The organism is bacterium (genome assembly GCA_024226335.1).
Lineage (GTDB): Bacteria > Myxococcota_A > UBA9160 > SZUA-336 > SZUA-336 > JAAELY01.
Map to the genome: position 1 here is coordinate 16436 of JAAELY010000421.1, position 20415 is coordinate 36850.

Sequence of the window (20415 nt, forward strand, 5' to 3'; positions counted from 1 at the left end):
GAGTCGATCTAATGGCACTGAATGTGTCACGATAGTACCAGACGCGATAGACTGTCCAGCGCGGGTCACGACCGGTTTGGAACTGGATCGGTTCCCGCATCGCCGCTGAAGGAAGAACGATGAAGATCATTCGCACGCCGGAGACCTGCTTCGAAGGCCTGTACCAGTACGACTTCGAACCGAACTACGCGGAAGTTCCGGACCTCGATGGAGGGCGGCTTCGCGTGCACTACATCGAAGCCGGTCCGAAGGACGCCGTGCCGATCGTGTTCATCCACGGCAATCCGACCTGGTCCTATGCCTGGCGCAATGTCGTGCCGACAGTGGCCGAGGCCGGCTACCGGGCGATTGCTGTCGATCTCGTGGGCCTGGGCCGCTCGGACAAGCCGACGGAGATGAGCGACTACACGGTAGCTCGCCACGTCGAGTGGATTCGCTCCGCCCTGATCGACGCGTTGGACCTGCACGACATCACCCTGGTCTTGCAGGATTGGGGTGGCATCGTCGGCCTGCGCATCCTGGCCCAACACGCCGATCGAATCGCGCGAGTCTGTCTGTCGAATTCGGGAATGTTCCTTCGCGATCCCGCTACACCCATCGAGCCCGAAGATCTCGAACCGAAGGGGCCCTTCGCCGCATTCCAGAAGATGGTCCGCGAGACGCCTAACTGGGAACACTGGGAAACCGTGCGCATGCTGACGCTGTCGGACCTGCCCCAGGAGGTCGTGGACGGTTACCACGCTCCGTACCCGGAGGCGAAATACCTGTCCGGCAATCGCCAGTTCACGCAGATGCTCGCCACGACCGCGGACAACCCGCAACTTCCCGACAACTGGGAAGCCTGGCAGGAGATCCAGAAGTTCGAACGACCTTTCGTCACGATTTTCACCGACCAGGATCAGATTTCAGCGACCGGTTACAAGGCCTTCGTGGAAAACGTGCCGGGGACCCGGGGACAGCCGCATGAGATCATCAAGGGTGGCAGCCACTTCTTCCAGGAAGACGTCGTCGAAGAATTCAACCGCTCGCTAATCGCATGGCTGAAATCGACGGATTGAGCAGGGGGCCCCAACAGGCATCCCAACAGGCATTCAGATGGGCAGTGAAGTTCAGGGTTATTCCTTGACCACGAGGTGATCGTGCAACTCGTTGTCATCGTCGTCCGCAATGGGGAAGTGCGGCGTCAGAAGAGCGCCGCAGCGCTCAATGGCCTGCACCATCCCCGCCGCCAGATCACCGCCCTTCACACCGCCGATCATCGAGTCGACCAGTTCCTGCCAGGTGCTCGCATCGAGTTTTTCGGCGATCGAGCGATCGGCGAGCACCACCGCGCGGTGCTCCATGAGTGACACGAATAGGAGAATTCCGGTTCGGTCCTGCGTTTGAGTCACGCCGAGTTCGTAGAACTCGATCTGCGCCCGCAGATCCACCTGTTGCATCTGATCGCTGCGAGGCGTCAGCAGGCGCTGAACCAGATCGAGGCGCGACCCCACTAGCGCCAGCCCGGCGGCAAGCAGGATGGACGCGACGAACCAGAGCCAGTCCGGCCCACCCAATGTCGCCAACTGAGTGGGAAGATCGAACAGAAGCACACCCAGTAGAAGCAGAGTGAAGCTAACCGCGGGGATGTGCCCAACAGTCGATGAGCGGCGCACCAGAATGGGAACGATCTCTCCAGAAGTGCGCGACTCCGCTTCCGCAATCGCCGCTTCGATGCGTTCTGCGCCGTCGTCGCCAAGTATCCGATGAGCCCAGCTGGGAAGTTCGTTTGTCACCATCCGCCCGATGCTCCTCCACCGCTGAACCCGCCGCCGCCGCCGGAGAAGCCTCCGCCTCCGCCGAAGCCTCCGCCCCCCCCGAAGCCTCGGCCCCCGCCAGAGCCCAGCGCTCCCATGAACAGGAGCGGGAGAAGGCCCGTCCGGCTGGTGAAGAGGATCAACATGAAGATCGCCATGAAGATCGCTTTGCGCAGGCTCTGCGAACGGGACATGGGCCGGCTTTGCACAACCATCTGCCCTTGTAGATGGGATCGCAGGTCGATTTCCGGGTTGGTCAAGCGGGCAATCTGATAGACGCCGATCGTGACGCCCGCATCCATGTCCCCTTGTCGGAACAGCGGCCTGATTCCCTCGTCGATGATGCGCTTGGAGTAGGCGTCGGTCAGAGTTCCCTCGAGCCCCTGCCCCACCTCGATGCGTACCTTGCGCTCATCCCGGGCCACCAGCAAGAGCACACCATTGTCGGCCTGCTCGGTGCCGAGCTTCCACGCATCCACCACGCGAATCGACGCCTGCTCCATCGTGAGCCCGGCGAGATCGGGAAGCGTCAACACCGCGAGTTGTGTTCCACCGACGCGCTGAAGCTGACGGAGCGCCGATTCGAGCTGCTGACGGGTGGCCGGAGACAGAATTCCCGCCTGATCGGTGACGGCCGACCGCAGCGCGGGAACTTTGAATTCACCGGCACTCGCACCGCACGCAATCAACAGGGCGATTGCGAGCGTCGCAACAGACGTCCGCCAGGACTCCATCTAGAAATCGACCTCAGGGGCCTTCTCGACCGCCTTCTGCTCCGCGGCATCAAGCGCCCATTGAGCCATCTTGTCGTGGTGGTAGAACATGCTGTTGGTCCAACTCGTCGGCGGGACGGTGACCAGGTCGTTGAACTGCTTGATGGCCTCGATGTGCCGCTGCCGCGCGATCGTGATGCGGTTTTCGGTTCCCTCGAGCTGAGCCTGAAGCTCGCGGAAGTTGCGGTCGGCCTTCAGATCCGGATAACGCTCGGCAATCACCATCAACCGTCCCAGCGCCTGACTCAATCCGCCCTGAGCCTGTTGAAACTCCTGGATCTGCTGTGGCGTCGAGTTCGAGGGATCGATACTCGCTCGAGTTGCATTGGCCCGCGCGTTGATCACCGCCTCGAGGGTTTCCTTCTCGTGGCTGGCGTAGCCCTTCACAGTCTTGACCAGATTCGGAATCAGATCGGCGCGGCGTTTGTACTGATTCGTCACCTCCGCAACGGTGGCTTCGACCTGATTCTCGGATTTCGGAATCGACTGGATCCCGCAGCCCGAAAACAGCAAGAGGCCGATGAGAAGAGTGATGACTGTGCGCATGACGCCTCCTTTGTCAGATCCATAACGTAGCGCGTCCGCTTCCCGGCCACCTCAACGAGACCGCGGCCAGCTTCGGGGACAGGCTAGCCGGACGAACAGACTCGACGGTCGCGCGAGCGGAGTCCGATGGCCCCTGGGACCTCGGCTAGTCCCCGAGCGGCATCCAGTCGTTGACCGGCGCCTGCATTGTCGAGAGATCCCTGGTTCCCGACTGCGCGCAGTGGTACACCATCGCCTCGCGAGCCGAATCACACACGTTGTCCAGTGAGCAGTGCATGAGATGGCTGTGAAACACCAGGGTATCACCGGGCTTGATCAGGACCGGCGCTGCATCCGACATATCGTGGTCGACGATTTCGAAGTAGCCGAAATTGGCACCTTCGCGGCGATCCGGCACGTGCTCGTGCAAGGGTTCCCGGTGCGAACCCGGTACGACACTCAGGCAACCGTTGGTCAGGGTCGCCTCCGTGATCGCCAGCCAGATGCCAATCTGAGGCTTGCGATCGAACGGAAAGTAGTGTGAGTCCTGATGCCAGGGCTGGCCCCATGCACCGGGATTCTTGAAGATGAACTGCGAGAGAAAGCAGTCGACCTTCGGGCCGATCAAGTCCGCGAGGAGATCGACGAGTACGGGATCGTTGATGAACTCGTGAAATGCGCCACGGCGATGCAGTTTGAAAACCTTGGAAATTCCGTCTTCGGCGTTTTCTGAAATGCGATCAACGAGATTATTCTCCCCCGTCAAAATCGCACCTTCCCAGACACCCGGTTTACCGGCGGCCCGACACAGAGAGACGACTTCGTCGTGCATGCGTTGGCGCCGCTCCGAAGACGCAAAGCCCTCGAGCAAGATGAAACCATCGCGATCGAAGGCTTCTCTCTGATCATTGCCAAGCATCGCTTTCGCCTCACGAATTCCGATGGTGCTGGAATAACGATTCTACTACAGAACGCCCGGCGGGAGCGAGCAGGGGCTGAGCCTGCCTACTCGGCGGCCGGCGGTTTCCACACCGCGATCGACGGTAACAACATCACGGCCTTCAGGTGTGCGATCAACAAGACGATCGCCACGATCCAGGCCGGACCAGGAGGAGGCATCCAGCCGACTTCTGACGCCTGCGCCGTGGGTGACTGATCTCGGCTAGAGGTGATCCTTTCCTGACCGACGACGAGAGTCCCTGCGCTGCCACCGTCACGCCGGCCTTGCCTTCGTTACGGCTTCTTCACGGCCATCCTCAGCGTTGCGAGCAAGAGCAGGGAAACCAGCCCCATCGCAATCAAGTCCGGCAGGAGAGGAACCTGGGTCGCATTCGACACGTCGTTATAGAACCAATCGACTGTAGGGTTGAACTGCGCCGTGGCGCTCGTGAAGTTGTAATGATCCCCCGAATAACTCGCGGAGTAGCTGCAACGAGCGAAATTGGTCGAAGCGGAAGACTCGAACACGATATCGCAGCTCGCGGTCAGCCCCACATAGCTCACGTCGAACGTGTAGTCGTCCGAAGTTCCCGCGAGTTCATCGGTGCCGCTCATCGCGTATTGCAGCGTAGCCACGTCATCGGCCACCAGCGTCCGCTGCGCCTCCTCGGAGTAGCTTAGCTGCTTCATGACCGCTTCCGTGTCGCCATAACCCAGGAGCGCACCGACATCACGAGTCGCGCTCGTCGGAAAGGCATGCGCCCCCGGAAGATCGGACAGCGTGCGACTGAAAGTTGTGGAATCGACCGGACTCGATAGCACGAAAGGATTGTTGACTCCCTTGAAGAACCAGACGAGTGACTGGTCGTCGTCGCGCACGTCGTCCGAACTTCCATCGATATTGTCCGCACCGTCGTCGAAGCTGAAACCACTGGTAACAGCGTACGAGCGAGTGAACTCATCATCAGGCGAGTAGGAACTTCCGGTGTTCGTGTGGCTCAGACCCAGGCAGTGTCCCAACTCGTGAAGCGCGACAGACTCCCAGTCCATCTCGCCGGAGGGGATATTGGTCGCGCCCCCAGAGAACAGGTTGGGCGATGTGGCGACGCGCGCGCTGAACGTCCGCGCGATGTTCTCCATCGCCGTACCGATCAATGCGGCGTCAGGATGCGTCGGATCGACACAGATCGTCGTGGTGAAGCTCGCGTTGATTCCGCCATACCCGGGGGGATGACTCACTGCATTGGGTTTGATTTCGTCCGAGAAACCGTAGGACCCTGCGCGCGCAGATCCGCTCGACAGCAGAAGGAGAGCGGCGATCAGACAGAGTATGGTGCTGGAGTTCTTCATCGGATCCTCAGGCCCTCGCGCTCCATGATCGCGCGACAGCGACGCTGTGCGCGCCCCAGGGCGCGAATCTCGGTAACTGCGTCCCCTGTCCGTTCTCGCAGGCCCTTGAAGCGCACGCGTTTCGCGACATTGACCGTCTCGATTCCATCCTCAGAAACATAACGGGACAGATTGAGCTGGATGTCGGTCACGCTCGGATCACTGCTTCCCGAGGCGATCCCATTTCTCGGTCGAGCGGGACTCTCGAGTGCGAGCTTGCGCGTCGCTTCGACCGGATCGAAATCGACGACCCCGTCTACCACTACCCCGTCGATCAGGTCCTTCAGCTCTGTCGGCGTTAGGCGGATCTCGTACGTTCCCCGGGACTTCATGAAAACGGGATTGTGCACGACAGCACGACCATCGCCGTAGACAGTCAGCGAAGGACCCGACGTCCCACCCACGGGGAGCACCTCCTCGTAGCGCAAAAGGACCTCAGAGGCCTTCGTCGAGTGAGTGGCGACTCGATCCGCAGAGCGGGCCGAGCTTGCGAGTATCAATAGCAATACGAACACCCCGGCGAATGCGAGAGTGCGCATGGTCCCCCTCCTTTAACTGAACAGACCGGCCGCGTCCATTCTCGATTGAATGCCTGAAAGGGTCAAGGCAAACATGCATCCCTGTTGATGATTTCTTCATCAACTCCATCAAGCGAGGCGCCCGAAGGTGTGAGAACTGCGTGCTAGTTGAACGCCGCCGCTCGCTCGATCAGTTCCGACAGGCCCGGTTCATCCGGGTTCTTCGGCACACCGGGGTGGATGATGCAGACCTGGCAGGCTTCCGCCGCTTCAACGAGATCCCGATAGGTACCCGCGTTGATGTCCGCGATGTAAGCCTGCTTGTTCTCATCGTAGGCGAACATCATCGAGTTTCTGTCGGTGCATTCGTCACAGGTGGTGCAACGCGGTGTCTCGATAGAGGGCTCGTCTGCATCAGGAACCTCGGGTTCCACGGCCGGTGTTTCCACCTGGGCCGGCGGATTTGGCTCAGCGTCCGAGACGGGCCTCGAGACCTCCTGGACCTCCCTGCCCTGCTGTGGCGCCGCTTCACTCTGCAGCTTTTCCTTCTCGAGTTCCCAGCGGCCCTTCTCGCGTTCGAGCAACTGCAGAGCATGCGAGTTGTGAATACCACCCAGTTCCTGCAGACCGCGCCACATGGCAACGCAACGGCGCGCGGCACGAATCATTTCATCGTCGACGACGAGCTTCCGCAGAATCTCGGCCTCGTCGACCATGAGGACGTACGGAACCTTTCCGAGCGCAGCGTCTTCGTCGAGTTCGAGATAGGTCGCGACCGGCACCAGGCCGCTGTGATCGATCTCGTCCGGGATCTCAGCAAAATGTCTGGCGTAGCGCCTATCGGACGCTGCAAAATCGACAAACGTGTGGGCGACCTGCTCGGTCACGCGTTGCATACCGGCGTCTTCATAGGAGAAGCGTTCGACGGGCCAGTCGACCTCAGCCTGAGGATTGTCTTCGATCTGGAAGCGCGCAGCCCAGTCGTCTCCCGCCGCCGGGTCGAAGCTGAAGGAGGGAAAGGTACGAGAGGTCATCGCCGAGGCCGCAGCAGCGTACGGGGAAAGCGCTGGAACGATCTCGGTCGAGCCCGAGTAGACCCTGAAGATCGCCGGACCCGAGTTCCTCAACCCGTCGAGAATCCGATGGCTCATCCGGTATAGATTCGAGCTTGCCGTTTGCAGTACGTAGGCACCACCTAGCGAGAGCGCCATATTCGCCAGTAGCTGGCCGCGAACTCCCAACGAGAATCGACCGTGCCCCAGCGACGACTCTCCCAGGATGTCGCTCGTCTGGGCGAGTATCTTGATCGGCAGGCCCGAGGAGAGCGCTTCGAGGAGTTCCCCCTTCTCCTTGACGTCCGAGTCCTTGTCTCGCAGACAGACCAGATAGGTCGGAAAGAACTCCAGGTCTTCCGGCACCACGGAGGTCTCGTCGTAGTGCTCGAAGAAGGCATCGTGAGCTTGCTCGGAGTAGCGGTTCTCCACTTCCAGTTCGGCGACCGCGATGGCCTTGATGAGTTCGACCATCTCGGGAATGCGCTCGCGAAAAGCTTCGACCGCACGCATGCAGCTCTCGAATGCGAAGGAGTACGGAGCCTCTCTTCTGGTCCGATCCCCGGAATCGTCCAGGGCCGGGAAGAATTTCTGTGAGTCGAGAACCGAAAGGACGTAGCGAATCCGCTGCCTCCTGCTTTCTGACAGCGTGCTCACGGAGTCCCGCTTCAACACCCGCGACAGCTTGGCGAAGTCGAAAACGTCGTTGAAACCGCCGCCGACCGCCTGCGCCAGATGTTCCGGATCGCGGGCTTCATCGGACTTCATGAAGTCGGCCTTCAAGACGTCGGAGAGCCTGAGGACGAGTTTGTCGATCTCCGCCAGCGACGCGCTTGCGCGCTCGCGATTGACCCGTTCCCACGCGCGCCTCAGCAACACCGAGGGAATCGCCTCGTCGCAGTCTACGACGTCCCCGTCGACCCGAATCGCCCGTCGAGCGTTGCTCAGGCTGTCTTCCAGCGTTGCCGCCGTTTCCCCGTCACATCCGGAGAGCAATTCCTGTGTTGCCAGATCCCAGAGCTCACTGAGACTGCCCGCTGTTCCGTCCAATACCAGAGCGCGTACACGCATCTCGAGTTGAAGAACGTGGCTGCGCAACCGCTCTCCGTCGATGCCCCGCGGAGCGATCTCTTGCAAGACTTCGTCCACGACCCGGGAGAGCGGGCGGGCAAACTCCTCGCCGGCCTCCTTTTCGACGAGCACCAGCGGGTAGTCGTAGCGAAGCGTCGACAGATCGTTGTAGCCGCTCAGAAGAACGGGGCAAAGACCCGTGTCCTCAATCTTTCCCCGCGTCGCCGCACCCCTGTTTCGGGTCAGGTGAAAGCGAATCAGATCCGTTTGTTCAGTACTCATTCGTCGCCTGTTCCTGAATCACTCGGCCGGCTTGACCGTGTACTTGTCGAACTCCGCTTCGAGCCTCCCGCCGACGATCTCCGGAGGCATCAGACCATCGGGTTTCAGAACGTCTTCGTAACACGGCACGCTCTCGTTCCTGTACAGAATGCCGATCGGTACGCCATCGTTTCCCGAGGCGAGTTCACGGGCCCGATCGATGTTCGCCGGATCGTGCGCCTCCTGATTGCGATAGGTCCGCGCCAGATTGGGGCTGAGTCGTATGCCGTCCTCGTGGTCGAGCAGACGCAGATTGTCCGGGTCCTGCATCCACGGATCCAGCATTGTCGGCACGAATTCCGGGCAGCGCTGCAGAATTCGAATGAAAGAGAAACCCCGGTGGCGAAAGCCGAGGGCGATGATCTCGTAGAGAAGTTCCGGAATCCAGTCCGGCGCCTGGGCAACGAACGAAACATTGGCTCCGGCGAGCGTGATGTTCAGCGGGTCCATCGCGTCCAGGTAGGAACCACGTGGGGTCGTGTTGCTCTTGAGACCAATTGGAGAAGTCGGCGAGGCCTGCTTCTTCGTAAGACCGTAGACCTGATTGTCGTGGAGCATCACGGTCATGTTCATGTTGTAGCGGATCGCGTGAATCCAATGACCGGCACCGATGCTGCAGCAATCCCCATCACCGGTATTCACGAAGACATTCAGGTCTGGCCGCGCCATCTTGATCCCCTCGGCCACGGGCAGTGCCCGACCGTGCAGACCGTGGAAACCGTAGGCGTTCATGTAATGAGGAAAGCGACTCGAGCAGCCGATTCCCGATACGAAGACGATCTTCTCCCGGGGGAGTTTTTCGTCGCGACACAGGCGCTGCACGGCCGTAAGGATGGCCATGTCACCACATCCCGTACACCACCGGGGAGTCCCGGATGCATAGTCCTCGAGTGTTAGTTCAGTCTCCGAGGAGAGCAAAAAACACTGACTGGCACTGACCGTCATCTGGAATTCCTCATCTCTTCTATTCTTCTCGGCGTTCAGCTCAACTTCGCGCGGATGACCTGTTCGATGCTACCCGGGCGCAGGGGTTGGCCCTTCGTCTCGCCCCAACAATCGATGTCGACGAGGCAGCGAGCGCGCAGGAGTAACGCCAGGCTCGAGTAGCGGCGGTTTTCTTCGTCGATCATCTCGTCGTCCAGGCTGTCGCACCAGTTGTTCTCGATCGTCATCACCTTTCCGAAGCGCTGCATCGCGTCTTTGATACCCGAGGCCATCGGCTGAATGAACCTGAGATGCATGGAACCCACGCGATGCCCGTCGGCGCGCACTCGCTCGACGGCTTCCTGGATCGCGCCCTTCGTGCCACCCCAACCCACGATCAGCAACTCGCCTTCCTGGTCACCCACGACAGGAGGCGTCTTGAGCGTCTTCTGCAGTGAAGCCAGTTTCAGGCTGCGACTGCGCATGCCCTCCTGGTTCTTCTCCGGGTCGTAAACGATGTGACTCGAGCGGTCGTGAGCCAGTCCTGTCAGGCAGTGCACACCACCGGGTTGTCCCGGGACGATCCTCTGGGCCAATCCGGTCTGGAGGTCCCAGTCGTACGGCATGGCGTCGCCGGCGATCGGGCTCTGGTCCACCGGTGGAGCCAGCCAATGCGTGTCGAAATCCGGACGCCGAAAGGGTTGCTGGCCGGTCGCCAGGCTCGCGTCGGAGAGCAGAACGACCACAGTGTTGAAGGTCTCGGCGATCTTGCGTGCAGCGATCACCGAATAGAAGCAATCCTCGATGTCCGAGACCGCAAGGACGACCTTTGGATCGTCTCCATGGCTCCCGAAACAAGCGCTGAGCAGATCGCCCTGTTCGGCCTTTGTTGGCTGGCCGGTGGAGGGACCCCCGCGCTGCACATTGATCACGACCAGCGGGATCTCAGCCATCACAGCCAGGCCAATGCCTTCCTGTTTCAGCGAATAACCGGGACCGGAAGTGATCGTCACGGCACACTTGCCCGCGTAAGAGGCTCCGATCGCAAACGTGCAGGCGGCGATCTCGTCCTCCGCCTGATGAACGACCCCTCCCACAGCCTGAAAGACGTCACTCAGATAGTGGGACGCCGAGGTCGCGGGCGTGATCGGATACATGGCACAGACCTGCATGCCAGAAGCCATCACACCCAGCCCCAGTGCGGTATTCCCGTTCATCACAAGCTGTGTTTCGGTCGCAGGTGTCGCAGGGATCTGGAAACGGATGTCGAGGTTGGCCTCCGCCCACTCCCAGCCAGCCTCCACCAGTCGCTGATTGGGAGCGATCACCGCATCTCCCTTCTTTGCAAAGGTGAGAGCCACCTGCTCGAGAGCCAGCCCCAGTTCCATGCTGTAGATGCGGCACAGCAGACCGAGCACGAACATGTTCTTGCCGCGCCGCGCGTCGGCGACGTGGTTGAGGCACTCGGCTTCCATCGGAATCTCGCAGACTCGATACCCGCCTTCGAGGAGTTCGTCGCGAACCTTCTTGTAGGAGGCGACGATCGCCGGATCCCGGTCCTCTTCCCACTTGCTTTCCAGCAGCACGATGCAACCCGGCCCAAGCTCGTTGGCCGCGATTCGGCCCAGTAGCACCTGTTCGTTGAACGCCACCACCAGATCGGCCGCATCTCCGCCGTTAGTGATGGGACCGGAGCCCAACCGGACGCGGTTACCACTGGCTCCGGCGACGCTGCGCGCGGGCGGCTGGATCTCTGCCGGGATGATCTCGACGGTCCAGATGCCGTTTCCCATGCGCGCGGCAATCGTCGCAAAAGACTGGCCGCATTTCTGTGCGCCCTCACCCGAATCGCTGACGATCTCGACGACGTGTTCGGCAAGCGTCTCGGCCGCTTGCGCACTTGGAGAAGGCGGACGCCTTCGCTCGTTTTCAGCCATCGAATATGACATCAGCTTCCTCGTTCCACTTCGTCGTCTGCGAACTACCCGAGCCGCACCCGTGAGAAGTTCCGCTCTTCGGCATCGATTCCGAACAGCCGCCCATCGTGGCCTTGCCGCTCGGATTGGTACACGACCTCGCTGTCGCGAATTCCCAGATATGCCTTCATGCTGCGGGCCGCGTGACGGCCCGCACCCATGGCCAGAATCACGGTTGCGGCGCCGGTCACGATATCGCCGCCCGCGTAGACACCCGCCATCGAAGTCGCCAGGTCGTCGTCGGTCCGGATATAGCCCCACTCATTCATCTCGATGTTCGAGGTCTGCCCGATCACCGGATTGGCATTCGTCCCGATCGCGTAGACCACCGTATCGACTTCGAATTCGTACTCACTGCCTTCGACGGGGACCGGACGGCGCCGACCCGAACTATCCGGCTCGCCGAGTTCCATGCGGATGCAACGCATGGCCCGCACGCTTCCGTTGTCATCGCCCAGAATCTCGACGGGCGCCGTCAGCCAGTGGAACTCGACCCCCTCTTCTTCGGCGTGCTCGATCTCTTCTTCGCGCGCAGGGCTTTCCGCCTTGGTTCGCCGGTACACGCAATACACTGTCTGGGCGCCCGAGCGCAGCGAAACGCGCATTGCATCCATCGCCGTATTGCCGGAACCGATGACCGCGACGCGATCTCCGAGATCGAGCGGCGTGTCGTACTTCGGAAACTCCATCGCTCCCATCAGGTTGCAACGTGTCAGCAACTCATTGGCTGAGAGTACGCCGTGCAGTGATTCTCCCGGGATCCCCATGAAACTCGGGTAGCCCGCACCACTGCCGATGAAGACCGTGTCGAAGCCCATTTCGTCGATCATCTGCTCGATGGTGAACAGGCGCCCGACCAGGGTATTGCACTCGACTTTGACGCCGAGTCGAATCAAGTTCTCGAACTCCGCATCGATGACAGCGTTGGGAAGCCGAAACTCGGGAATGCCGTATCTGAGCACTCCGCCGGTAACGTGCAAGGCCTCGAAGACGGTCACATCACAACCCGCCTTGGCCATGTCTCCCGCGCAGGCCATTCCCGCGGGTCCGGAACCGACGATGGCGACCCGGAAGTCGTTAGGTTCGATATAGGGCTGGCTCGACCAGCCTTCCGCGATGGCCATGTCTCCGATCCAGCGCTCCAGCCGGCCGATGGCCACCGGCTCCAGCGTGTCGCCGACCGGGCAGACCTTCTCGCACTGATCCTCCTGGGGACAAACCCGGCCGCAGATCGCCGGTAGCATGGTGGCATCGGCGATCACGTCGTACGCCCCGCGATAATCCCCGGCGCTGGTCCTCTGGATGAAGCCGGGGATGTCGATGGCGACCGGACAGGCGGGAACGCACGCGGCATCGGGACAGAGCAGACAGCGCTCCGACTCGTTCAGCGCATTCGCCTCGCTATAGCCGGTGGCGACCTCGAGGAAGTTCTGGATCCGCTGGGCCGGATCCTGCACCGGGATCGGGGTCCGATCCTGGGGAATCGTGCGAATCGTCTTCCTCTTTGCCTTCGCCATCGGGAACGTCCCCTAACCGAGTTCAGCACCTCGGTCATTTTTCGCGGACCAGTCTTCCATAGCCTGGGCTTCCTGCGTCTTGAAGCGCCGCAAGCGGCTCATGAGGTCGTCGAAGTCGACCTCATGGCCATCGAACTCGGGACCTTCGACGCAGGCGAACTTCATCTCGCCGGCCACGTTCACACGGCAGCCGCCGCACATTCCCGTGCCGTCGACCATGATGGGGTTCAGGCTGACCGTGGTCTCGATCCGCCGAGCGCGCGTCGCCTCGGCGCAGGCCTTCATCATGATCGGCGGACCGATGGCGATTACCCGGTCGACATCGGAATGTTTGCTCAGCGAGTTCTCGATTCCGACCGTGACCAGGCCCTTGATGCCCGCCGAGCCATCATCGGTACAGACGATGAGTTCGTCGCAGTACTTCGCGAATTTCTCTTCCCAGAACATCAGCTCCCGATTTCGGAAACCGACGATGCCGATCACGTAGGCGCCGCTCTGCTTGAAGGCTCGCAACTGAGGAAAGATGGGGGCAATGCCGAGACCGCCGCCCACACACACGACCTTGGACGTGCCCTTGATCTCGCTGGGATGGCCCATCGGCCCCACCAGACTGTGGAGCCTCGCCCCTACTCTGCAGCGCTGCTGGATCTCTCGAGTGGTCTTGCCCACCGCCTGGACCACGAGGGTGATGGTTCCCGCCTCGCGATCGAAGTCCGCGATGGTCAACGGAACGCGTTCGCCCTTCTCCGTGGAGATGACGATGACAAATTGTCCCGGCTCGGCCGCCCGGGCGAGTGCGGGGTGGAGAACTTCGAGCAGGTAGGTGACGTCGGAGAAATCCTCGCGTCCCACGATCTCGAAACCCGACGACCCCGCCGACATGCTGGGCGGCGTCGCGACCCGACAGCCCCCCTTCCGTTCCTCCCGCGCTTCGGCAATCGCTTCGCGGAATTCGGCGACTACAGCGTCGCGAGCAGCGAGGGCCGCGTCCAGATCCTGTGTATCCAGCGATCGGCGCAGATCGAAGCCCAGCGCGCCGCGCAGCGTTCGTGGCACCGCGACCTTGACCCACCAAGTCTGATCTCGCCTGAAGAGGTATCTGGTATCGCTCATGGCAGCGCAGATACAGCCCGGCTTCCCGATACCTCTCGGGAAAGGGGCTGCCTACTCCACTTCTTCTTCTTCTCCGCTGGATTCGATCGAGTTCGACTGGCGGATTTCGATCACTCGTAGCTGGTGCGAACTGGGCTGTACCTTACGCCAATTCGCGGTCCGCCAAAAGGGGGTATGCCTCTCACTCTGGCTCCGAAGGCAATCTGGGGGGCGATGCCTACCTGTTTGAGCTTCAAGAGTGAGCTTCCAGAGAGCCTCCTGCGCGCGGATCTCGAAGGCGGGCTATCGAAACCAGTGGCGCGGGTGGAGCTTTAGCGCAGTAGTTGGACCAAGAGGCGATTGATCACGGGTTGGGGCGCCAGTCGACTAACCCAGGCCAGGACTCGGGCCCGATCCATCGGGACGCGAAGCGGCTTGTTGTCGAGATTGATCACCTCGTAGATCCGTTCCGCGACGGCTTCTGGCGTAAGACCACTGGCGGCCGTATCGGCGGCCATGCGTTTCAACATCCTGTGGCTCGGAGAGCCGGAAGTCACACCATCGACGAGCTTGAGATGCGCTCCCGTCGCCGGACGGTCCATCTTCATGGCGACCGGCTGCATGATCACCACGTCGATCCCCTGGGCCGCCACTTCGTGGTAGAGCGCCTCGGTCATGGCTTCGAGCGCGAACTTGGCGGACGTGTACGCACTCATGTACGGCACGGCCAGCAGCCCCCCTAACGAACTCATATTGACGATGGTCCCGCGACCCTGACTACGCATCGCCGGTAGAACCTGCTGGCAGACACGCAGCACGCCAAATACGTTCGCGTCGTAGAGAGCCCGCACTTCTTCGACGCTTTGCTCTTCGATTCCGCCGATCAGCATCTGGTTGACGCAGTTGATCAGGACGTCGATGCGCCCTTCGCGGCGCAGAACTTCCTCGACGCACTTCTGGACCGAGGCCGGATCGTTGACTTCCATCGCGAGCATGGGAAAGGCGATCGTGTCGCTCGCCCCATCCGGATTGCGGGCCGTGCCGTAGACGGTCATGCCGTGCTTGACCAGTGCAGCACCGAGAACGCCCCCCAGACCCCCTGACGCACCCGTGATCAGAACGATGCGGGGTCGATCGCCAACCGCGCCCTGGCTACCCCGGGCCAATGGCCACGCACAGCGAAACAACCACGAGAACAACAACGCGTCGAAGATCGGAATGCCCAGGACGACCTCGCCGGAACGATAGAGAGCGACGGCCCCGACTGGGATGAACACCGACAGCAGGAGCGTGATGCCCGCGATCGGCCGCGGCGCGCGACGGACCCCTGCGGAAAGTCCGAGCAAGAGCGCGCCAACCATGAAGGGAGCCGCGATAAACACATCGAGAACCAGGTACTCCAAAGTGCCGACAGTCGCGACGGCGAGGGCTGCGATGCGCAGCGCGATCGGGAGAGGGGGAAATGGCATCATTGATACACCTTTCCGCCGAAGCGCACGCGAGCGCGAGCATCCGTCTTGCCCCGTATCATCTCAACTCCCCAGGGGCGAGCTGTAACTCTGCCGGTGGCCGACGACGATGCTCTCGGGCAACCGGCGTGCAGTGGGTCGAAGCAGGTATGAGGCAACACCGACGCACAGCACGATCGCGGGACGAGCAGCCTCGCCGATCGGGTCGCCCGAGAAAACGTGGGTCGCTGTGGCACCTAGCAGGTTGAACGCGAAACCGGCGTAGGCCCACTCCTTGAGCAGCGGCCGGCCGGGGACGAGCAGCGCCACGACCCCAGCGAGCTTCGCGAAACCGAGGATCGTCATGAAGTAGACGGGATAGCCGTGCGCGACCATGTTCTGGACCATGAAATCCAGGCGGGCAAAGTTCGCGAACCCGGACACACCGAGGACCACACAGAACACACTGGTAGCGAGCCAGAAACCGACAGACGAAGGGGTCATCCGAAATTCTCCTTGACAGAAACTATACGATCGAATAATTAGTTTGTCCAGTTGGATAATCAGGAGAGATGGAGGAGTGGATGGCCAGGCGGAAGCCAGTGCCCAGGTCTGGGGAGCACACGCGCGAGCGCATCGTGCAGGCTGCGCTTCAGGCTTTCGCGCAGAAGGGTTTCGACGGCGCCTCGACGCGCGAGATCGTCTCGAAGATCGGCGTGAACCACGGCCTGATCCCCTACTACTTCGGGACCAAGGAAAAACTCTGGCAGGCTGCGGTCGATCTCGCCTTTGCAGATCTTGGAAAGAGCGTGCAGGAGATCCTGAGCGACGCCAGCATTACAGATGCCCGCGAACGCGCGGCCCGGATGATCCACGCCCACGTACGCTTCATCGCGCAGAGGCCCGAGTTCGTGCGCCTGATGCACGATGAAGGCAAGCGCGGCGGTCCGCGCCTGCGCTGGATCGTGGATCGCTACGTCGAGCCACTTTACCGAGGCGTTTCCGAACTACTCGAGCAGGGACGCGCCAGTGGGGCTTTGGCCAACGACATACCACCCCTCCACTTCTTCTACATCCTCGCTGGCGCGACGGGAGTGATCTTCCACCAGGCCGAGGAGTGCAAGCGACTGACCGGCGTGGACCCGTTCGACCCCGCGGTCGTCGAGGAGCACGCGCGCGCCGTCGAGCGGATGGTTCTCGGCCCTCCCTCCGATCACGGGAAGGGCTGACGCCCCAGAGACTCCGGATTCAGCCCATCGGATCAGTTGTGGTCCGAAGAATGTGCCCGATGCCTGTGAAGCCGGATCGAGAATTTCAGGCAACTCTGCGGGGCGCATTTCGGCCATCCCGCGCTGCTCGGAGGCCTCGACGGAGCCAAGCACATTCTCCGGACCACAACTCATGGGATCCCGCGAACCTCGATATACTCCCGGGGACCGGAGCAGCTGTGTTGTGGCACCGGCCCATGGAGGACGAGATGTCGAAAATCGACAGGAACTACGCCGACTTCGCGAGCATCATTCCCATGATCGAGGGCATCGACAACGGGCGCGTGCTCGGAATGGTGGCCGCCGAGTTCGAGCGTTACAAGGAGCGCACGCCGAAGAGCTTCGCACTACTGGAGCGGGCCAGGAAGCACATGATCAACGGTGTTCCCACCACCTGGCACTCCGATTGGGGCCTGCCCTATTCCTTCTATGTGGACCGGGCCAAGGACGCCACGCTCTGGGATATCGACGGCAACGAGTACGTCGATTTCAATCTGGCAGATACGCCCGCGATTTTCGGTCACTCCCCCGACAACCCGGTCACACGCGGGATCGCCGAACAGTTGCTCAACAACGGCGTGACCACGATGGCTCCCAATGAAGATGCCGTCGTCGTCAGCGAACTCCTGTCCGAACACTACGGACTTCCCTACTGGTACGTCACGATTTCGGCCAGCGACTCCGCGCGCAACGCCATCAACATCGCGCGTTCCATTACCGGTCGTTCCCGGATCCTGATGTTCAATCTGGCCTACCACGGAACCGGCGACGAGACGCTGTGCTGGCGACCGCGACCGGACCAGCCCGTGACGCATCGCTGGTCCCATCTTCGCCCGGGAATCGATGCCGGTGCTCACACGAGCGTGGCCGAGTTCAATGACCTCGATCAGGTTGAAGCGATCCTGAGCAAAGAGGATGTCGCGGTTCTCCTGACGGAGCCTCATCTTACCGACGGCGGCTTCACTCTCCCCGTCGACAACTGGCATGAGGGCCTGCGCGAACTCTGCACCCGTTACGGCACGTTGCTTCTGATCGACGAAACCCATACCCAGACCGCCGGCCCAGGTGGTTTGACCCGGGAATGGGGACTCTCGCCCGATCTGTTCATATCGGGCAAGTGCATCGCAGCCGGGCTGCCGGTCGGCGTGATCGGCATGTCCGAAGCGGTGGCGCAGCGCTACGAGGCGCTGCTCAACGATGGCGATCCTTCGGCCATGGGCGGTTGCATGGGACAAGGCACCACCAACTCGGCCAACGCACTCTGCTTGAAGGCGCTGCGCCTGTCGCTGGAACACAACTTCAGCGAAGAGACCTTCGCGAAGATGAACGCCAACATGGACACCATCGAGCGCGGAATGAACGAGATGATCACCAAGCACGGCGCACCGTTTCGCACCGACCGCTTCGGCGCTCGGATGAACGTGTCGTTCCTGCCTGAAAAGGCCTACGACGCCAAATACGCGTTGAAAAGCATCGGATTCGGCGGCCTGCACGAGTACTGGACCTACTACTGCCTCAACCGGGGTGTCCTGTTCATCCCCTTCTTCAATATGATCATCACGAGCCCGTATCACAGCAACCAGAACTGCGAGCGCGTCGTACAGTTGTGGGACGAGGTCATCTCAAACCTCTTCGATCGTTAGTTCCGGTTCTGCAATCCTCGACTCCATTCCCGTGATCGACGATCCCTGGTTCTACGCCTGTGCCGTGGTTGCGGTGCTGATCCTGGGCATCGCAAAAGGCGGACTCGCGGGCGGCATCGGACTCGTCGCCGTACCGCTCATGTCGCTGACGATCGAGCCCGCACGAGCGGCCGCCATACTGCTGCCAGTGCTGATGTTGATGGACGTGGCGGCCCTGCGGCGCTACTGGGGTTTGTGGGACCGCCGCAATCTGATCACGACGGCACCCGGTGCCGTACTCGGCACGGCGGTCGGGTTCGCACTATTTGACCTTCTGTCACAGGACGCACTGCGGGTGATGGTCGGCGCGATCGCGATGGTCTACGCGCTGCGCTGGTGGCTGACCCGCGACGCGGGACCCGCTCGTGCCAGCGGTTTCCCCCGCGGAACCTTGTGGGCCGGCCTGGCGGGATTCACCAGCTTCAGCGTTCACGCCGGCGGGCCTCCGCTCCACGTCTACCTGCTTTCGCAACGCCTCGACAAGACGAGTTTCCAGGCGACCACAGTGGCGTTCTTCTTCGCGATCAACTGGCTCAAGCTCGGGCCGTACGCGTGGCTCGGCCAGCTGGACGGATCCAACCTGGCCACTTCGTTGGTCCTGGCCCCACTCGCCCCGCTCGGCATCGTGCTCGGAGCCTGGCTCCATCACCGCATCGACGAGTTGATCTTCTTCCGCATCATCTACGCGTCTCTCATTGTGCTGGGCGCGAAATTGATTCACGCGGGGCTATTCGGGTAGCCCCTTCGAATACCACCGAGCGCGAACGCCACCGAGCGGATCAGGCGCCGTTGAGGTAGCGCTCGGCAATCGCCGCGTGCAGGGCGATCCCGTGGGCCATCGCGTCTTCGTTGATTTGCATGCGATTGGAGTGACACGGCAAGGGGTGTTCGATGTCATCGGGGCGCGCACCCAGGAATAGCATCGCACCGGGAACCTTCTGGAGTACGAAGGAGAAGTCTTCGGCGCCCATCATCGGCGTCGGCATCTGCACGGCCGCGTTCTCGCCGAATTGTTCGCGTGCCGTCTCGAGCGCGAGGTCCGTGGAATCGGCGTCATTCACGGTCACCGGGTAGCCGCGCACGATGTTCACCTCGGCTTCGACCTCGTGCGCTGCAGCTACACCCTTGGCAATGCGCTCGATACCCGCGTGCGCGCGCTCGCGCGCGCGTTCCGAAACACTGCGCAAAGTACCCGCCAGGCGCGCCGCCTCGGGGATCACATTGGTGGCGGTTCCCGCCTCGATCGTCGTGATCGTGAGCACCACGGGATCGAAGACATTGACCCGACGTGTAATGAACGACTGCAAAGCCTGGACAATTTCACACGAGACGGTGACCGGGTCGATCGCATCGTGGGGCATCGACGCGTGGCCGCCGCGCCCCTTCAGCTTGATCTCTAGCACATCGGCCGACGCCAGTAGCGCCCCGCTCCGGGTCGCCACCCTCCCGGCGCCCAGGCGAGGATCGATGTGGATCGCGAACGCGGCATCGACGCCCTCGAGTACGCCTTCCCGAATCATGAAGTGCGCACCGGCGTGCCCCTCTTCACCGGGCTGGAACATGAAAACGATCTTGCCCGCAATCGCGTCTCGCCGGCCGGCCAGGAGCCGCGCAGCCCCGGCCAGCATCGCGACGTGAGAGTCGTGACCGCACGCGTGCATCGTATTCGCCGTCTTGGACGCGAATGGCAGTCCCGTGTCCTCGGGCATCGGCAGTGCATCCATGTCTCCGCGCAATAACACCGTCCGCCCGGGACGCCCACCCTGTAACACCGCCACGACGCCCGAAGTGCGCTCGTGCAGCGTGATCTCGAGATCGAGATCAGAGATCGAATCGAGCACGGCGCGACGCGTCTCGGGCAGCTCCAGCCCCAACTCGGGGTTGGCGTGGATGCGCCGGCGCAGATCGATGGTACCGGGAAGCAACTGACGGGCGTCGTCGAGCAGGGTCGTCTTGTTCATGACGCGATTCTACACGTAGATGCGGAGCCGCGTGACAGGAGAACAGAATTCCCCCACCGAATACCGCGTTTGCTCTAGCATGGGAACCCGTATCACAATTGCGGTAGTCCCTGAGCCGACAACGTTCGTGCTCCTGGCCGTTTCCCTTGGCGGCTTTGCGGTA

The 20415-nt window shown here is 61.7% G+C and carries 18 protein-coding genes; 4 read left to right on the plus strand and 14 right to left on the minus strand.

The genetic code is table 11. From position 1 onward, the window contains the following. Positions 1–119: 119 nt before the first annotated feature. On the plus strand, positions 120–1058 hold the full coding sequence (locus GY725_20615) for an alpha/beta fold hydrolase (protein ID MCP4006589.1): 939 nt from the start codon (positions 120–122) through the stop codon (positions 1056–1058). Between the two features lie 57 nt (positions 1059–1115). Here the strand turns inward: GY725_20615 and GY725_20620 are convergent, their stop codons facing one another. From GY725_20620 to GY725_20680, 13 genes are all read right to left on the minus strand, one after another. Continuing rightward, positions 1116–1778 carry a hypothetical protein gene (locus GY725_20620; GenBank protein ID MCP4006590.1) on the minus strand — a complete coding sequence of 221 codons (663 nt, stop codon included), beginning with the start codon at positions 1776–1778 and terminating at the stop codon, positions 1116–1118. After that, positions 1772–2530 (minus strand): TPM domain-containing protein, encoded by a 759-nt coding sequence (locus tag GY725_20625; protein MCP4006591.1) that lies wholly within the window; start codon positions 2528–2530, stop codon positions 1772–1774. Before GY725_20625 ends, GY725_20620 begins: the two co-directional genes overlap by 7 nt. After that, positions 2531–3115, minus strand: a complete 585-nt coding sequence (locus GY725_20630) for a LemA family protein (GenBank protein ID MCP4006592.1) — start codon at positions 3113–3115, stop codon at positions 2531–2533. It abuts the gene before it with no gap. 145 nt (positions 3116–3260) lie between these two features. Then, on the minus strand, positions 3261–4013 hold the full coding sequence (locus GY725_20635) for a phytanoyl-CoA dioxygenase family protein (GenBank protein ID MCP4006593.1): 753 nt from the start codon (positions 4011–4013) through the stop codon (positions 3261–3263). Between the two features lie 314 nt (positions 4014–4327). Then, entirely contained in the window at positions 4328–5383 is a 1056-nt protein-coding gene (locus tag GY725_20640) for a hypothetical protein (protein MCP4006594.1), read from the minus strand. Next, positions 5380–5961: a hypothetical protein gene (locus GY725_20645; GenBank protein ID MCP4006595.1), complete on the minus strand. Its 582-nt coding sequence runs from the start codon at positions 5959–5961 to the stop codon at positions 5380–5382. Before GY725_20645 ends, GY725_20640 begins: the two co-directional genes overlap by 4 nt. A gap of 143 nt (positions 5962–6104) precedes the next feature. After that, the gene (locus tag GY725_20650; protein ID MCP4006596.1) at positions 6105–8345 is read right to left on the minus strand and encodes a hypothetical protein; all 2241 of its coding nucleotides are present in this window, start codon (positions 8343–8345) and stop codon (positions 6105–6107) included. Positions 8346–8363: 18 nt separating this feature from the next. Continuing rightward, positions 8364–9224, minus strand: a complete 861-nt coding sequence (locus GY725_20655; GenBank protein MCP4006597.1) for a 2-oxoglutarate oxidoreductase — start codon at positions 9222–9224, stop codon at positions 8364–8366. Positions 9225–9364: 140 nt separating this feature from the next. Further along, on the minus strand, positions 9365–11245 hold the full coding sequence (locus tag GY725_20660) for a 2-oxoacid:acceptor oxidoreductase subunit alpha (GenBank protein ID MCP4006598.1): 1881 nt from the start codon (positions 11243–11245) through the stop codon (positions 9365–9367). 44 nt (positions 11246–11289) lie between these two features. Further along, positions 11290–12801, minus strand: coding sequence for an NADPH-dependent glutamate synthase (gene gltA, locus GY725_20665; protein MCP4006599.1), 1512 nt, complete (start codon positions 12799–12801; stop codon positions 11290–11292). A 12-nt stretch (positions 12802–12813) separates the two neighbouring features. After that, entirely contained in the window at positions 12814–13683 is an 870-nt protein-coding gene (locus tag GY725_20670; GenBank protein ID MCP4006600.1) for a sulfide/dihydroorotate dehydrogenase-like FAD/NAD-binding protein, read from the minus strand. Positions 13684–14225: 542 nt separating this feature from the next. After that, the gene (locus GY725_20675; protein MCP4006601.1) at positions 14226–15365 is read right to left on the minus strand and encodes an SDR family NAD(P)-dependent oxidoreductase; all 1140 of its coding nucleotides are present in this window, start codon (positions 15363–15365) and stop codon (positions 14226–14228) included. 60 nt (positions 15366–15425) lie between these two features. Continuing rightward, on the minus strand, positions 15426–15845 hold the full coding sequence (locus GY725_20680; protein MCP4006602.1) for a DoxX family protein: 420 nt from the start codon (positions 15843–15845) through the stop codon (positions 15426–15428). Between the two features lie 80 nt (positions 15846–15925). On the opposite strand from GY725_20680, the gene GY725_20685 reads away from it, so the two are divergent. The 3 genes from GY725_20685 (at position 15926) to GY725_20695 (ending at position 19030) form a co-directional block, all read left to right on the plus strand. Beyond that, positions 15926–16570, plus strand: a complete 645-nt coding sequence (locus tag GY725_20685) for a TetR/AcrR family transcriptional regulator (GenBank protein ID MCP4006603.1) — start codon at positions 15926–15928, stop codon at positions 16568–16570. A 248-nt stretch (positions 16571–16818) separates the two neighbouring features. Further along, positions 16819–18252, plus strand: coding sequence for an aminotransferase class III-fold pyridoxal phosphate-dependent enzyme (locus GY725_20690; GenBank protein MCP4006604.1), 1434 nt, complete (start codon positions 16819–16821; stop codon positions 18250–18252). A 31-nt stretch (positions 18253–18283) separates the two neighbouring features. Further along, positions 18284–19030: a sulfite exporter TauE/SafE family protein gene (locus GY725_20695; GenBank protein MCP4006605.1), complete on the plus strand. Its 747-nt coding sequence runs from the start codon at positions 18284–18286 to the stop codon at positions 19028–19030. A 40-nt stretch (positions 19031–19070) separates the two neighbouring features. Here GY725_20695 and GY725_20700 read toward each other — a convergent pair whose 3' ends face one another. Next, positions 19071–20252, minus strand: coding sequence for an amidohydrolase (locus GY725_20700; protein ID MCP4006606.1), 1182 nt, complete (start codon positions 20250–20252; stop codon positions 19071–19073). Positions 20253–20415 lie beyond the last annotated feature (163 nt).